The 16,215-nt window shown below is 69.3% G+C and carries 6 protein-coding genes and 1 pseudogene; 5 read left to right on the top strand and 2 right to left on the bottom strand.

Features of this window, described 5'->3' with window-relative positions:
- The first annotated feature begins 274 nt into the window (after positions 1-274).
- The 5 genes from ULB03_RS27180 (at position 275) to bcsD (ending at position 10,250) form a co-directional block, all read left to right on the top strand.
- Positions 275-619: a hypothetical protein gene (locus ULB03_RS27180; RefSeq protein WP_322486205.1), complete on the top strand. Its 345-nt coding sequence runs from the start codon at positions 275-277 to the stop codon at positions 617-619.
- Between the two features lie 82 nt (positions 620-701).
- Positions 702-1,517 carry a cellulose biosynthesis protein BcsQ gene (gene bcsQ / locus ULB03_RS27185; RefSeq protein ID WP_322486206.1) on the top strand — a complete coding sequence of 272 codons (816 nt, stop codon included), beginning with the start codon at positions 702-704 and terminating at the stop codon, positions 1,515-1,517.
- Positions 1,514-5,992: a UDP-forming cellulose synthase catalytic subunit gene (gene bcsA / locus ULB03_RS27190; protein ID WP_322486207.1), complete on the top strand. Its 4,479-nt coding sequence runs from the start codon at positions 1,514-1,516 to the stop codon at positions 5,990-5,992. The genes bcsQ and bcsA overlap by 4 nt, the downstream gene beginning before the upstream one ends.
- An 11-nt stretch (positions 5,993-6,003) precedes the next feature.
- A complete protein-coding gene (locus ULB03_RS27195) occupies positions 6,004-9,690 on the top strand; it encodes a cellulose biosynthesis protein BcsC (RefSeq protein WP_322486208.1) in 3,687 nt (1,228 codons plus the stop codon).
- A gap of 5 nt (positions 9,691-9,695) precedes the next feature.
- Positions 9,696-10,250, top strand: a complete 555-nt coding sequence (gene bcsD / locus ULB03_RS27200; RefSeq protein ID WP_322486209.1) for a cellulose biosynthesis protein BcsD — start codon at positions 9,696-9,698, stop codon at positions 10,248-10,250.
- Positions 10,251-10,314: 64 nt separating this feature from the next.
- Here bcsD and ULB03_RS27205 read toward each other — a convergent pair whose 3' ends face one another.
- Together ULB03_RS27205 and ULB03_RS27210 are read right to left on the bottom strand one after the other, a co-directional pair.
- Positions 10,315-13,695, bottom strand: a complete 3,381-nt coding sequence (locus ULB03_RS27205) for a condensation domain-containing protein (RefSeq protein WP_416211203.1) — start codon at positions 13,693-13,695, stop codon at positions 10,315-10,317.
- A pseudogene (locus ULB03_RS27210) lies at positions 13,696-16,190 on the bottom strand (condensation domain-containing protein); the annotation flags it as partial.
- Positions 16,191-16,215: the final 25 nt, after the last annotated feature.

The following is a 16,215-nucleotide window of genomic DNA, read 5'->3' on the forward strand; positions in this document are numbered from 1 at the left end:
TTTTTTTATGGATTAACCATAATTTTATATAAGTGCTACGAAATTTTAATATCATTTTCTTCTGCATCGAGATTTTTTCGTGCCAATTTTCCAACTATCTATACGGAAGGATACGTCTGGAAGGCTTAGGAATCCTTTTGACGTGACGGCCCTTAAGTTTTAGATAGGCATCAACTATGAAAGCGATCAGTCACGATTGTAAGAATTTGTCATTATTCGACAGATTCTATCAAGCTTGCGTATTCGCCTCTCAAAAAATGAATGGCGGTTGAAAATGAAGGACGACATCAGGAGCCTTTTGGTTAATTCTGGTATGCCAGATTTTCCATATCGCGAATTTCAGGAAAATGACCCAATCAGTGTACTTGGGGCGGCCGCAAGCAATAATAGAAATGCCGGCGGTGTTGGTATCGGTGTTGCCGAAGATGCGACTATTTCTCGCGGTGACTACGTGCCCTTGGGTCTTGCGCCGGAAAGCTTCGCCATCGCGGCCTGGCCCACCGGCCCCTCGACGCAGCGACGGCCTGCCGCCCCGGGCCGGACGTCGATCGCGGAACTGTTCCAACGGTTGGCGCAGGCTCCGCAGGATGGTGGTGCACCGGGCCCCCGTTCGCATTGAGGCCTAGTTCCGCCGAGGGAAGCGCCAGCGCCTTGATCCCAAGGCGCGCGTCTCGGGCTTCCCTTCCTTTTCGAGGCGATCCATGCCCCTGATTGTTGTGTCCTCCCCCAAGGGAGGGGTCGGGAAGACGACCCTTGCCGGCAACCTCGCGTTCGCCCTGGCCCAGGCTGGTGAGCAGGTGGTCGCGGTCGATTTCGACCCCCAGAATTCCTTGCGCCTGCATTTCGGCCTGTCCATCAACACCCCCGGTTTCGCCCAGGCGCCGTGGACTGCGGCGGGCCGGCCGCAGCTTGCCACCCGCATGGTGATGGGCGTGCGGGTGCTGCCGTTCGGGCACGTGCCGAATGTCGAGCTGCCCCGGCTGGAGGCGCGCGTGCTGGCGGGTGAGGGGGCTTTGGCGGCGGAATGCGCCCGGCTGGCGTCCGGCGGCGCGTATGTCGTCGTGGACCAGGCCCCGGGCCTGTCGGTCTATCTGGAGGAAATGCGGCGCGTGGCCGATCTGGAGCTGGTGGTGCTTCTGGCCGACGCGGTGTCGCTGTCGCTGGTGCCCAAGATCGAGTCAGGCCATTTCACCACCGGGCGGCTGCCGTCCACCGTCGCCAAGCGGTATGTCCTGAACCAGGTCGACCCGGCCCGGCGGCTCAACCACGATGTCGCGTCCGTGTTGGGAACCCTGCTCAAGGATGGGCTGATCGGCTCGATCCATCGCGATGAATGCGTGGCCGAGGCCGCCGCCGCGCAAAGCCCGATCCTCAGCCGCAAGACCGCCTCCCGCGCCGCTGCCGATATCACCGACCTCGCTTCCAAGGTGCGGGCCCTTTTCCCGCCGCCTGTTGCCTCCCCTCCCCAACCGGCATCCGGTTTCGGCCGACGCGCCTTGAGATGGTGGACCCGATGAACCAGCTTTCCTCGCCCCCGCCGCCATCGGTGCCAGCCATTCGGCGTTTCGCTTGGCCGTGGATGGAGCCAACCACGCCCGTCTACATGGCCATGCTGGCCCTTGGGTGCCTGTTTGCCGTCGGTGTCATTATCACTCCCCTGTACCTGAAGGCGCAGATCGCCCTGGGGGTTGGGGCCGTCTTGATGCTGCTGGTGTTGTATGGCCGCCGGTCGCGGGAAGTGTCCGTCCTGCTGTGCGTCACCTCGTCGATTTACACGGCGCGCTACCTTTGGTGGCGGATGACGGACACGCTCGTCCTGTCCCATCCTGTCGAAGGATTGTTCAGCATTCTCCTCTTCCTGGCGGAGATCTATGCCGGGCTGGGCATGGCGCTGGGCTATGTCCAGAGCGTATGGCCCCTGGGGCGGACGTCGACACCGTTGCCCGACGATATCGCCGCTTGGCCGACCGTTGACATCTTAATTCCCACCTATAACGAACCGCTGGAGATCGTCCGCCAGGCCATCTGGGCGGCGCAGGACATCGACTGGCCGGCGGACAAGATGCGCATCTATGTGCTGGACGACGGCAACCGGCGGGAGTTCAAGGAGTTCGCGGCGCGCAACGGTGTCGGCTACCTGACACGCTCCGACAATCGCCACGCCAAGGCCGGCAACCTGAACGCGGCCCTGGCCCGCACCGATGGGGAGCTGGTGGCCGTTTTCGATTGCGACCACATTCCCAACCGGGCCTTCCTGCAAATGACCGTGGGCGGTTTCCTGCGCGATCCGAAACTGGCCATCGTCCAGACCCCGCATCACTTCTATTCCCAGGATCCCATTCAGCGCAACCTGACCCGGGGCCACGAACTGGCGGGGGAGGGCCTGCTGTTCTACGGCCTGATCCAGGACGGCAACGACCTATGGAACGCGTCCTTCTTCTGCGGCTCCTGCGCGGTGCTGCGCCGGGAGGCGTTGGCGCAGATCGGCGGCTTCGCCGTGGAGACGGTGACCGAGGACGCCCACACCGCCCTGCGTCTTCAGCGCCATGGCTGGAACACCGAATATCTGCGCCTGCCGCTGGCGGCGGGCCTGGCGACCGAACGGCTGGTGCAGCACTTGGGGCAACGGGCGCGTTGGGCGCGCGGCATGGTCCAGATCGCGCGGCTGGACAGCCCGTTGCTGGGGCGCGGCCTCACGCTGCCCCAACGCCTCTGCTACCTCAACGCCATGCTATATTATTTCTTCGCGTTGCCCCGCATCGTCGTGCTGACCGCGCCCCTCTGTTACCTGCTGTTCGGCATGAACATCATCGGCGCCAGCCCGATCCTCGTCCTGGCCTATGCCATTCCCCACCTCATCTTGTCAGTTGGTGTGAACCAGAGGCTGCAAGGGGCGGTGCGGCCGCTTTTCATGGCGGAGGTCTACGAGACCATGTTGGCGTTCCATCTGCTGGTGCCAACACTGCGCACGGTGCTGAACCCCTACAAGGGGGCCTTCAACGTCACGCGCAAGGGCGACATCCTTGACCGTGACCAGTTCGACGGTCGCTCGGTATTGCCGCAACTGGCCACCTTGCTGCTGCTGCTCGGCGGCTATGTCTGGGGCATTGGGCGGTATTTGTATGAGGGTATGCAGGGCCAGGAGGTGGTGGTCCTGGTGGCCAACCTGTTCTGGGCCTTCTTCAGCATCGCCATCCTGGCGGCGGCAGCGGCGGCGGGGGTGGAGAAGCGGCAAGTGCGCCGGCAGGTCCGCATCGGCGCCCGTCTCAAGATGGCGGTGACGCTGCCGGACGGCCGCGCCTTCGTGGGGCAAACCCGAAACATCTCCATGGGCGGCGCCTTGCTGGCGATGGACCACAGGCAGTCGATTGACGGCATCGCCGACAGGGTCACGGTGGAGTTGACCGCCCGCGGCCTGCCCGTCCTGCTGCCCGCGCGGGTCATCGAACAGCGCAACGGCACGGTGCGCCTGGCGTTCGATAATCTGGACGATTGGCAGCACCGGCAACTCGTGCGCGCCATTTTCGGGCGCGCCGACGCCTGGCTGGATTGGACCGGTCAATCGGTGACGGGGGTCCGGCGGTCCGCCTGGGCGGTCATGTGCAACGGCTTTGGCTTGATCGCCGCGCGGCGGCGGGCTCGGCGGACGGGTGGCCTGATGGTCGCTTTGGGGCTGGCGGGTCTTTTGCTGCTGCCCGCGACGCGGGCGATGTCGGCGCCGGCCCGTGTGGCCAAGACCACGCCCGCCATGCCGACGGCCGCGCCGCCCGCTGGTCCATCATCCGTGGGCGCGTCGCCCGCAGGCCCATCGCCCCTGGGCGGGGCGGAGGGGGAGCCCACCGACGCGACGCCGCTGGACCCGGCGCGCGGGGAGGTGCTGACCCTGACGGATCTCGGCGCCGGGGCGCTCACCTTCCATGGGATGCAGGATTTCCGCACCGTCGATTTCCCCATCCGCCGGGACGATGTCGTCACGGCGGCGAAGCTCACCCTGTCCATCACCAATTCGCCCGCGCTGCTGAAGGATCTGAGCCAGCTCAAGGTTCTGCTGAACGACGAACTGCTGACCACCATCCCCCTCAACGCCGCCACGGCCGGCGGCCAGGTGGTGGACCTGCCGGTCAATCCCCTTCTCATCCAGCAGGACAACCATCTGACCTTCCAGTTCATCGGCCACTACGCCACCGGCTGCGAGGATCCGCTGCATTCCAGCCTCTGGGCCCTGCTCAGCGCCAACTCCAGCCTGCGCCTGACGCTGCAGCGACTGCCGGTCGCCGCCGACCTGTCCATCCTGCCCCGTCCGTTTTTCAATGATCATGACAGCCGGCCCCTGGCGCTGTCCTTCCTGCTGGGGGACGAGCCTTCGGACGGCGTGCTGAGGGCGGCTGGCATCGCGGCGTCCTGGTTTGGCGCCCTGGCTGATTATCGTCCGGCCTCGTTCCCGTCGCTGGGCGGCCGACTGCCGCGGGACAATGCGGTGGTCTTCGCGACGCCGGCCAACCATCCGGCGGAGTTGGACCTGGGGGCGGTGGACGGTCCCATGGTGGCGGTACGTCCCAATCCGGTGGCCCCCAACCGGCGTCTGCTGTTGATCATGGGGCGCAATGACGAGGAACTGCGCACCGCCGCGCTGACCCTGGTGCTGGGCGCCTCCGCGCTCAACGGTGCGGAGGTGCGGGCGACCCCGCCCTTGCTGGTTCCGCGTCAACCCTACGACGCGCCGCGCTGGCTGCCCCTGGACCGGTCCGTCCGGCTGGGTGAGCTGGTGGGGGCCGACGTGCTGCAAAGCAACGGCATGGCGCCGGGCCCGATGCAGGTGCCGTTCCGCCTGCCGCCGGACCTGTTCGTCTGGCAGAACCGGGGCGTGCCGCTGCACGTCAATTATCGCTACCCGGGCGGCAACTGGCTGGATATGGAGCAGTCCCGCCTCGACGTCTCCCTCAACGGGACCTACGTCACCAGCCTCAAGCTGCGCGAGGACGGTCTGACGGACTGGTTCCGGACCTACGCCCTGGGCGACTATACCGCCCGCCAGCGGACGGTGGAGGTTCCGCCCTACCTATTCTATGGCCGCAACCAGCTTCAGTTCATGTACTCGCTGCGGCCGGTGGATCGGGGCGCCTGTCACGGCACGACCCCGGACAACCTGCGCACGGGCGTCGATCCCGACAGCACCCTGGACCTGTCCTCCGTCCACCATTTCGCGGCCCTGCCCAACATGGCGTCGCTGGCCAGCGCGGGCTTCCCCTACACCCGCATGGCCGATCTGTCGCAGACGGTGGTGGTGCTGCCGGAAAAGCCGCAGGCGGGGGATGTCACCGCCTATCTGGGCATGATGGGGCTGATGGGCGCCAGCACGGGCATGCCGGCCACCCAGGTGACCGTGCGGCGGGCGTCCGAGGGAACGGCCGGCCTTGAAAACCGCGACCTGCTGCTGATCGGCGATACGGCGCATCAACCCTTGCTGCGGGACTGGGCGGCCGCCGCACCCGTGCGCATCACCAACGATGTCATGGCCCTGAACACCCTGTCGCCCCTGCAGCGGCTGACCCAGTTGCTGGATGCCGACCCGGTGTCGGCGGGGGTGTTGACCGATGGCGATGCGGAACGCGTCCTGGTCAGCGGCACGCAGCTGGCCTTGATGATGGGCTTTGAGTCGCCCCTGACCCCCAAGCGCAGCGTCGTGGCGTTGACGGCCGGCAGCGCGGACCTGCTGCCGGGTCTGGTCGAGGCCCTGCGGCAGCCGCGCACGGCGCCCAAGATCCAGGGCGACCTGGTCATCCTCAATCGTGCCGATGTGTCCAGCTTCCAGGTCGGGCGCCGCTATTGGGTGGGCGATCTGCCGCCGCTGATGCTGGTGGTGTGGGGGGCGTCGCGCCATCCCATCCTGGTGCTCGGCGCCCTCGGTCTCGCCATCCTGCTCATTTCCATCCCGTCCATCCGCTTCCTTCGTCGCCGGGCCCAGAACCGTCTGGCCCGCACTGGTTCCTGAGGGGGCGTCCCATGCGTAAGACCGTCGCGCTCGCCGGATTCCTGCTGTTGTCCTCGCTCTCCGCCGCCTGGGCGGAGACGATGCCCGACGCCCTGAACCTGATGCTGGAGAAGGCCGACTTCTGGGTCCGGCGCGACCGGCCGGACCTGGCCCGGGAAACCCTGAACGCCGTGCTTACCGTAGCCCCCAACCAGCCAGTGGCGCTGGCCCGCTTGGCGGAGATCGAGGCTGACCAAGGGCATCACGCGGAGGCGGAGGCGCTGATGCGCCGCCTGTCCGCCCTGCGCACGGCCAGCCCGGATGTCGCGGCGGAGGTGCGGGCAGCGGAGGCTGGGGGCCATCGGGCCACCTTGGCCGATGCGCGGCGGGCGGCGCAATCGGGTGACCTGGCCGGCGCCATCGCCAAGTACAAGGAGATCTTCCAGGGCCCCCCGCCGACCATCCCCCTGGCGTTGGAGTATTACCAGACGCTGGCCGGCACCGAGAGCGGGTGGGAGGAGGCGCGGGATGGCCTGCGCCAACTGGCGGAACAGCCCGGGGCGCCGGCCGAGGCGCGGATCAGCTATTTGCGGGTGCTGAGCTACCGTGAGGCGACGCGGCGGGAGGTGCTGTCCCAACTCGCGGCCATGGCGAAATCCGCGCCGCTGGATGACGCGGCCAAGAAGATACGCCATGACACGCTGTTGTGGTTGAACGCCGGCGCGGCCGACAAGCCCGCATATGCCCAATATTTGGCCGATAACCCGGATGACGGGGCGGTCAAGGCGCGCTACGCGGCGTTGGACAAGCCGGCCACCCGCGCCGACAACCGGGGTGTGGCGCGGGCGCGGGCCTATGCCGCCCTGCGGGCCGAACGGCTGGACGTGGCCGAGGCGGAGTTCCAGTCGGCCCTGAAGGAGAATGCCGCCGATGCGGAGGCGCGCGCCGGGCTTGGCTTGGTGCGTTTGCGCCAGAACCGCTTCGCCGAGGCCGCGGGCCTGCTGGACGCGGCCACCAGGGCTGCCCCGGCCCAAGCCGCGCAATGGCGCGACGCGCTGGCCAGCGCCGCGTTTTGGCGGGATATGCAGGCGGCGACCGAAGACCGCGACGCGGGGCGCCTGGCCTCGGCGGAGGATCGGGCCCAGGCCTTGGCCGCCGGCGCGCGGGCACCCCTCGACCGGCAGGCCGCCGAATTGCTGCTGGCGGACGTGCGGGTGCGGCGGGATGAGCTTGCCGAGGCGGAGGACGCTTATCGCGCCGTGTTGAAGGCGAGCCCCAGCCAGTCCGCCGCGCTGTCCGGCCTGTTCAACGTCCTGCTGCGGCAGCGGCGCGACCGTGAGGCGGAAGCCCTGGCGGCCAGCCCGGAGGCCGAGGCGCTGCGCCTATCCCCGGCCTACACGGTGCTGCAGGCGGGCTTGGCCCACACCCGCGCCAACGCTGCGGTGGCCGCCGGCGATACGCTCGGCGCCCGGGCGGCGTTCATCCAGGCCCGGCAACTGGCGCCCGATGACGCCTGGCTGCGCCTGGACTACGCCCGCTTCCTGGTGGCTCAGCATGACGATGCCGCCGCACGATCGATCATGGCGGTGACGCCGGGGGAGGCGCGGGTCGACCTGTTGCATGCCGCCGCGCTGTTCCAGGCCGACCGGCAGGATTGGACCGCGGTGCGTGGCCTGCTGGAGCGCGTGCCCGCCGCCGCCCAGACGGAGGCCATGACGGCCCTGCTGGACCAGGCGACGCTGCGGCACGACATGACGTTGGCCCAGATGCAGCCGCCGGCCGAGGCCCGGGCGCGCCTGCTGGCGTTGCGCCCCATGGCGCGGACGGCGGAAACCCGGGGCTTGCTGGCGGGGGCCCTGGCGGAGGTTGGGGACGCGCAGGCCGCGCTCAGCCTGTTGCAGCCGGACGTCTACGGCGCCCAGATGTCGGCCACGCCGCTCCTGCAATATACCGCCTTGCTGATGAAGGCCGACCGGGGGGCCGAGGCGGCCGGCCTGCTGCGCCAGTTGGAGCAGCGCGCCGACCTCAGCGATACGGAGCGCCAGGGCCTCGCGGGCCTGAAGTCGGCCATGGCGGTTCGTATCGCCGACAGCGCGCGCCAGCGTGGCGACTATGCCGACGCGTACGACGCCATCGCCCCGCTGTTCAAGGCGAACAGCGGGGACCCGGCCCTGGCCCAGGCCATGGGGCGCATCTACCTCAGCGCCGGCCGTCCGGCCGAGGCGTTGGCCTTGCTCGACGGCGTCTTGGCCGACCACCCCGACGACCTCGATGCCCAACGGGGGGCCGCGGAGGCGGCCATCGCCGCGGGCGAGACGCGTCAGGCGCGCCGGATCCTGGCCGCGGCGGTCCGGGCCCATCCGGACGACCCGCAGGTGCACCAGGCCTTGGCGCAACTGGCGCGGAAGGAGGACGACAGCGGCACCGCCCTCAAGGAGCTGAAGACGGCGCAAGAGTTGCGGTTGGCCCAACTCGGGCGGGGCCCGATGCAGGTGGCCGCCGCCGATGCCACCGACGCCAACCCGTTCCGCGATGCCGCCAGGGCCTCCGACGCGGTGCCCCTGGGCGACCCCCTGCTGACTACGCTGGCGGCGGATACGGCGGCGGTGGAGGAACAGTCCAAGCCCCGCTTCGTGGGCGAGGTGCAGGCGCGGCTGCGCTCCGGTGAGTCCGGCCTCAGCCGCCTGGTGGAATCCTGGGCCAAGGCCGGGTTCAGCATGCCCCTGTTCGGCATGGGGCAGGTGCAGGCCTCCTTGACGGGGGTGCATGTGGATGCCGGGGACATGGGTTCCAACACCGACACCTACCGCCGCTTCGGCAGCAACATGTTCCTGACCACGACCCAGGTGACCAAGCCGGAAGCGCAAGACGCCAACGGCGTGGCGCCGGAGCTGTCGTACCGGCTGGACGACGTGGCCCTGGATGTGGGAGCCACGCCGTTGGGCTTCCGTGTCGTGCGTCCGGTCGGTGGCCTGAAGTGGACGCCGCAGCTTTCCGATGTGACCCAGTTGCAATTCGACCTGTCGCGCCGCGCGGTCACCGACAGCGTGCTGAGCTACGCCGGTGCCCGTGATCCCGTCACCGGCCAGACCTGGGGTGGGGTGACCAAGACGGCGGCCCAGGCGGGCCTGGCCTATGACGATGGAAGCCTGGGCGTCTACGGCGATGTGGGCTATGGCGAGTTGCGCGGTGTCCATGTCACCGCCAATCGGGATGTCCAGGCCACGCTGGGCGCCTACATGCACCTGGCGAAAACGTCCGCCTCCGACCTGACCTTGGGCGTGAACGCCACGGGCATGGGCTATGACCGCAACCTGCGCTATTTCACCTACGGCCAGGGCGGTTATTTCAGCCCGCAGGAGTTCTACGCCCTGACGTTCCCTGTCAATTACACCGTGCAGGGGGCGAATTTCCGGTATTCGCTGGGTGGCAGCCTGGGCGTCCAGCATTTCCGGGAAGAGGCGACGGACCTGTTCCCGGACGATCCGACCAGCCAGGCGGCGCTGGTGGCGCTCTCGGCCGACCGTGTCACCGACAGCCTGTTCCGCACGCGCTTCGGTGGGCAGGAAACGACCAACATCGGGTATGGCCTGAACGGCACCTTTGAATACCGGATCAGCCCCTTCCTCACGCTGGGTGGTTCGCTGTCCGTGAAACGATCCGCCGATTGGACCGAGAGCACCGGCCGCATCACCCTGAAAACCCCTCTTGGAGACTGACCCCCATGCTTGCCGCGTTTCAGGAACGGTTCGCCGCCCTGCAGGCGTCGCCCGCCGCGCCGGAATCACCGGATGCCGTGACGCTCCGCCATCATCGGTGGCAATCCTGCGCCCTTCAGTGGCGCGCCTTCATCCACACCCTGTTCGCTGAACTGGAAAGCGGTGTGGAACCGGCGGCCGCGCAGGCCTTCTACCGGTCGGTCGGTCTGCGCTTCGCCGAAGGCATGGCCCTGCCGCCCTGCGAATCCCTGGAAGATCTGGAACGGGCCATCGGGGATTGCTGGGTGGCGCTGGACTGGGGCTGGGTCCGGCTGGTGGATGAGGGGCAATTCCTGCGCATCAGCCACGGCGCCTACCCCGTGCCCCATGCCGGGCCATCCCACCACCCCGGTGACACCGCGCCCACCTCGATGTCGCCCGCCTGGATGTCCTACATGCTGGAGGGGGTCTACACCCGCTGGATGGGGGAACTGGGCGGCACGGGCCTGCTGGCGGTGTGCCGCAACCGCCAGGTGCCCATCACCCAGCCCCTGATCTTCGATTTCGGGCGGCACGGTTGAGGGGGGGGCGGGGGTAACAGACGCTTAGAGTTTTCCTGACGCTTCGACGAAAGTCAGAAAAACTCTAATGCGCCGCCAGTGCCAGAACATGCGCCGCCAGGCTGTCCATCAGCGCGCGGGCATTCCGTTCCCCCACTGTCCGGCCGCAATATTCCAGCCGCAGCCCCAGGGTGGCGCGGGGAACCACCACCAGGGCCAGGGGATAGCTGAGGCGGCCGCGGTTGCTGACGTCGCTGAAACTCATGTCTCCCCGCACCTCATGACGCAAAGCCTCGTCCACCGGATAGTTCTCGAACACCAGCGTGCTGTCGAAGGGGGCGTTTGCCGGGTCGTTCCACGACTGCAGGTGGGGCGGCGGCGCGTGCTCGAATTGGCGCAGGCGCAGGTTCTGCTCGAACAGCCGGCGTAGGGCGGTGCCCTTGTCCTCCCCAGCCGCCAGGGTGTGGACCACGGGCAAGGTGCCCGCCAGCAGGCCCATGACGCTGTCGATGTCGGGCATGTCCAGGCCGCGGCCCGACATGGTGGCGCCGAAGGCCACCGTGGTTCGGCCTGTCACCTGGGACAGCACCCGCAACCAGCCCGCCTGCACCAAGGTGTTCGGTGTCACCCGCTCCCGCGCCGCCACGGTGTTCAGCCGGTGTACGGCGTCCTCATCCAGCACGTGTTCCACGGCGCCATCGGCTTCCGCTTCGGTTGGAGGTGCCAGATGGTCGCGGACACGGGTGGGTTCGGGCAGGTTAGCGAGCTCCGCCCGCCAGATAAAGTCAGCGGCACCGCCGTCCTGCCGCTGTTTCCAGGCAACCAGGTCGTGCAACCTGCCAGCGGGCGGTGGCGGCGTTTCGCCGTCATAAAGGCGCAGGATGTCGCCCAGCAGCCGCGACATGCTCCATCCGTCCAAGAGGGCATGGTGCCAGGTCCAAAGGAAGCGGTACTGCCGGTCACCCGTCCGCGCCAGGGTCAGGCGCATCAGTGGCGCCCGGTCCAGCACGAAGCCGCGGCGCCATTCGGCGTCCCGGTGCCTGTTCCAGGCGGTGTCGACATCGGCCTCACCCCGCCAGTCCGGATATTGTACGTCCAGCTCCACGGCCCGACGCACAAGCAGCACCGGATCGTCGCAATCGCCGCGTGGCCAGGCGAAGCTGGCCCGCAGGATGTCACAGCGCCTGGCCATGGCTTCCCACGCGGCCACCATGCGCGTGGGGTCCAGGCCATCGATCAAGGCCCAGACCTGGACGGCGTAAGCGTCACTATCGGGATGCAGACGATGGTGCCGCGCCATTCCGGCCTGCAGCGGGGTGGCGGGCAGGATGTCGGCGATGTCGGGCGCCGGCACGGGCAGGGTATCCAACTGCGCCTGGCTCAGCTCCACCAGGGGGAAGTCCGACGGTGTCGCCTGGCCCGGAATCGTGGCGAGGCAATGCTGGACGACGCCGGTCAGCGCGGCCTCATAGGCGGCCAGGAAGGCGGCGGCCGTGTCCTCGCGGAACAGGGCGGTGCTATAGCGCAGGTGCAGGGCCAGCACACCGTCCAGCACCTGCCCGTCCAGTGACATCAGGGCGCCGAGGGAGGAGTCGGGGTCCGTGCCGACGCCACAATCCTCCAGCGCCGCCCGCCAGGGGCCGTCGCGCAGCGCGCCGTCGAACTGGCCCAGATAGTTGAAGGACAGCGACACTGGGGCCGCCAGCGCGTCGCGTGTCGCCGCGTCCGGGGCCAGATGGCGCAGGAGGCCGAAGCCGATGCCGCCCTCCGGCACGGCGCGCAGGGTCTCTTTCACTCGGCGGATGGTGGCGTCCCAGTCTCCGGCGGTCTCCAGGCGCACGGGGTAGACGCTGGTGAACCATCCCACCGTGCGCTCCAGATCCAACTCGGGAAACAACGGTTCGCGCCCATGCCCCTCCAGGTGGACGGTGATGGCGGGGCGTTTCCAGGTGTGGCGCACGGCCTCCGCCAAGGCGGCCAGCAGCAGCACGTCGATGCGGGTGCGATAGGCGGCGGGCGCGGTGGTCAGCAGGGCCTGGGTGGCGGCGGTGTCCAACCGCAGGGTGCGCGTGACGGCGTGGCGCCGGGTGTTGGGGCCGCCCGGCCGGTCGACCGGCAGGGGGGCCGTATCCAGGGCCGCCCGCCAGCGGGGCAATTGCGCCTGAATGGCCGGCGTCCGGGCCAGGTCGGCCAGCCGCCGGGCCCATAGCGCATAGGGGGCGGTGCGGGCGGGCAGGGCGCGGTCCTGGCAGGGGCCGGTGTTCAGGGCGCGCAAATCGTCCAGCAGCACCCGCCAGGACACGCCGTCCACCACCAGATGGTGGGCGACCAGGAACAGACGCTGGCCACCGTCGGGCTGTCGGATCAGGCGGGCGCGCATCAGCGGCCCGTGCGCCAGATCCAGGCCATCCTGGGCCTCATCGCACAGCCGGGTGATGTCAGCCGCCGTCTGGGCCGCTGTCTCATCCAGTGGGATGTCAGCCTCGGCTGCATGGTTTTGCCACCATGCGCCGTCCGCATCCTGAGTGAAGCGCAGGCGCAGCGCGTCGTGATGGCGGCCCAGCAGGGCCAGGGCGCCGGCCAGCGCCTTCGCGTCCAGCGGCCGGTCGCTGGCCAGCAGGACCGACTGGTTCCAGCGCTGGCGCCGGGGGATGGGCTGACTAAAGAACCAGGACTGGATGGGGGTGAGGGGGGACGGGCCGTCCGGTACCGGCAACTCCGGGGCGGCACTTCCCGTCTCCACCACCACGGGGGCCAAGGCGGCGATGGTCTGCCGGTCGAACAACTGCTTGGGTGTGAAGCGCAGTCCTTGCGCCCGGGCGCGGGCCACGATCTGCAAGGCCAGGATGGAATCGCCGCCGATCTCGAAGAAGTTATCGGTGACACCCACGCTCGCCTGGCCCAGCGTCTCCGCCCACAGCCGGGCCAGTATGGCCTCGCGCGCGTCGCGGGGGGCGACTTGGCCGTCCGCCTCCCATCGGGGGGCGGGCAGGGCGGTGCGATCCAACTTGCCCGCAGGGGTCACCGGCAGGGCGGGAACCAGCATCAGGCGCGCCGGCACCATATGGGCGGGCAGCACTTCAGCCAGCCGGGTGGCGAGCGACGCCACCTCCACCGTGGCCCCAGCGACCGGCACCACATAGCCCACCAGGCGGGTGGCGCCGCCCGTTTCATCCGCCACCACCACGGCCTGGTGCACGCCCGCCTGCGCCATGAGTTGCGCCTCGATCTCTCCCGGCTCCACGCGAAAGCCCCGTATCTTCACCTGGGTGTCGCGCCGGCCCAGATATTCCACCGTACCGTCCTCGCGCCAGCGGGCCAGGTCGCCGGTGCGGTACAGCCGGGCGCCGGTGTCCCCAAAGGGATCGGGGATGAAGCGATCGGCCGTGGCCGCCGGCTGGCCGACATAGCCCCGGGCCAGGCCGCTGCCGCCGATCCACAGTTCCCCCGGCACGCCGAGGGGCACGGGGCGCAGGTCGCCATCCAGGATGTGGGCGCTGCGGTCGCCGACCGGCCGGCCGATGGGGACATAGGGCGTGTCCGGCAGGGTGGTGCCATCGCCCTTCCACACCAGCGGGGTCACCACCGTTTCCGTGGGGCCATAGCCGTTGATGGCCCGGCGGGGGCGCAGGCTGGCAAACAGACGCTCCAGCCCCGCGCGCGGCATGGCCTCCCCCCGAAGGAATAGAGGTGGACGGGCGGCGGATCGCCCTGGGTCTCCGCCCAGGCTGCCAACTGCTGCAGATACTTGGGCGGGAAGCCGGCGTGGGTCACGCCATGGCGGCGGATGGCCTCATAGGTCTGTTCCGCCGTCCACAGGCTGTCGTCACGCAATACCAGGCTGCCGCCCTGGGTCAGGGCGGTCATCCAGCGCTCCTGCGCGCCATCGAAGGTGAAGGACAGGAAATGCAGCTCGCGGCTGCCCGCCGTCATGTCATAGAGGGCGGCGGTGGCCACACAGTGCATGGCCAGCGCCCCATGCTCCACCGCCACCCCCTTGGGTACGCCAGTCGAGCCGGAGGTGTGGATGATGTAGGCCAGGCTGCGGGGATGGGGCGTCACGTCCAGATCGCCATCATCCAGCCCCGCCGTGCCGTCGCCGGGGCCGGCCAGCGTGGGCAGGTCGTCCAGAGGGGCGCCCACCATCAGCGACAGGCCGGCGCCGGCGCGGATGGCGCGCAACCGTTCCAGCGGATAATCCGGGTCCAGCGGCACGAAGGCGGCGCCCGACTTCATCACCGCCAACAGGGTGACGATCAGGTCCGGCGTGCGGTTGAGGCAGACGCCCACGCGCGCCTCCGGCCCGGCCCCCAGGGTGCGCAGGCGGCGGGCCAGGCGGTTGGCGCGGCGGTTCAGGGCGCCGAAGGTCAGTGTGCTGTCGTCGAACAGCACGGCGGGCGCGTCCGGCCGGGTGACGGCATGGCGGGCGATCAGCAGCGGCACGGCCGGCGGTGGCGGCAGGGCCCAGGCCGGGTCGCGATGCCAGGCGGTGATGGCCGCCACCTCGGCGGGGGTGCGGGGATCAAGGCTGGTGATGGGACGGTCGGGGGCGGCGACGGCTTGCGCCAGCAGCGCCCGCCACCGCTCCACCGTGCGCTGGGCGGACTTGGGGCCCAACAATCCGGTGCGATAGGCCAGCCGGCCGAGGATGCCGCCGTCCGTCTGCTCCACGCTGCCCAGCGCCAGGTCGAACTTGGCGGTGCGCACCGGCAGGGGAAGGGATTCCACCGTCAGTCCGTCCATGCTCAGCGTTCCCAGCGGCGCCGGCGCATGGTCGAACATCACTTGCACCAGGGGGTGGCCCTCCCGCGCGGGCGCCAGGGTGGCGATGTCCTCCAGCGGCAAATCCTGATGGTCCAGCGCCGCCGCCACCTCGGTGGCCACCTGGGTCATCAGGGTGGCGAAGCCGGCGCGGTCGTCCAGGCGCAGGCGCACGGGCAGGGTGTTCACGAAACAGCCGATCAGGCTTTCCGCTTCCCGCTGGCGGCGGCCGGCGGCGGGGATGCCGATGATCAGGTCATCCTGCCCGGTCAGCCGGGACAGCAGGATGGCGTAGGCCGCCAGCAAGGCCGTGAACAGAGTGTGCCCGCCGTCGCGCGCCAGGCGGCGCAGATCATGGGCCAGGGCCGGCGGCAGGGCCACGGCGCATTCTGCGCCGGCTTGGGATGTGTCTGTTGCCGTCGTGCGCGGGCTGCCATCCGCCGGTAAGGCCAGGGCAGGGGGCGCGTCCGCCATTCGGGCGCGCCAATGGTCCCGCTGCCGGTCGGCCTCACCACCCTCCAGCCAGGCCGCCTGCCAGGCAACGGCGTCGGCGTATTGCACGGCTTGCGCGGCTGCTTGAGGCTCACCCCGCCGCGCCGCTGCGTAGCCTGCCGCCAGGTCCGCCAGAGCCAGCGGCAGGGAGGCGCCATCGGCGGCGATGTGGTGTAGGGCCACCACCAGCCAATGCTCATCCGCTGCCAGCGTCAGCAACCGGGCGCGCAGCGGCGCCTCGGTCGCCAGGTCGAAGGGCCGGGCCGCGAACTCTTCCGCCATCGCGCGGGCCGCGGTGTCGGCGTCCGCCCGACCGTCGAGATTGACATGATCCAAGGCCACGGGGCCGGGGGGCAGGACTAGGGGATGGCTGCCGCCCGCGCCGTCGGGCCGGTAGACGGTGCGCAGGATGGCGTGCCGGCTCGCCAGGCCACCCAGTGCCGTCCGCAGGGCCGCGATGTCCAGCGCGCCGCGCAGGCGGAAAATGCCGGGCATGGTATAGGCGGCGGATGCGGGGTCCAATTGCGCCTGGGCCCATAGCCGCCGTTGCGCCGGCGACAGCAGGGGGGCCGCGTCCGGGGCCCGCGGCGGGATGGGCAGGCGGGTGAAGGGCAATCCCCGGGCGGCCAGCGCCTCCAGGAAGCCGCGCCGTTTTTCTGGCGGAAGCTGGGCGAAGCGCTGGGCGATGTCCAAGGTCGTCTGGGCCATGGGGTGGACCGTCCGTGAAATGGGA

The organism is Nitrospirillum goiasense (genome assembly GCF_034427435.1).
Taxonomy (GTDB): Bacteria; Pseudomonadota; Alphaproteobacteria; order Azospirillales; family Azospirillaceae; genus Nitrospirillum.

What these genes read in the sequence shown, in the direction of transcription:
- ULB03_RS27180 (WP_322486205.1), top strand. Translation starts at nt 275, where the DNA reads ATGAAGGACGACATCAGGAGCCTTTTGGTTAATTCTGGTATGCCAGAT.
- bcsQ (WP_322486206.1), top strand. Translation starts at nt 702, where the DNA reads ATGCCCCTGATTGTTGTGTCCTCCCCCAAGGGAGGGGTCGGGAAGACG.
- bcsA (WP_322486207.1), top strand. Translation starts at nt 1,514, where the DNA reads ATGAACCAGCTTTCCTCGCCCCCGCCGCCATCGGTGCCAGCCATTCGG.
- ULB03_RS27195 (WP_322486208.1), top strand. Translation starts at nt 6,004, where the DNA reads ATGCGTAAGACCGTCGCGCTCGCCGGATTCCTGCTGTTGTCCTCGCTC.
- bcsD (WP_322486209.1), top strand. Translation starts at nt 9,696, where the DNA reads ATGCTTGCCGCGTTTCAGGAACGGTTCGCCGCCCTGCAGGCGTCGCCC.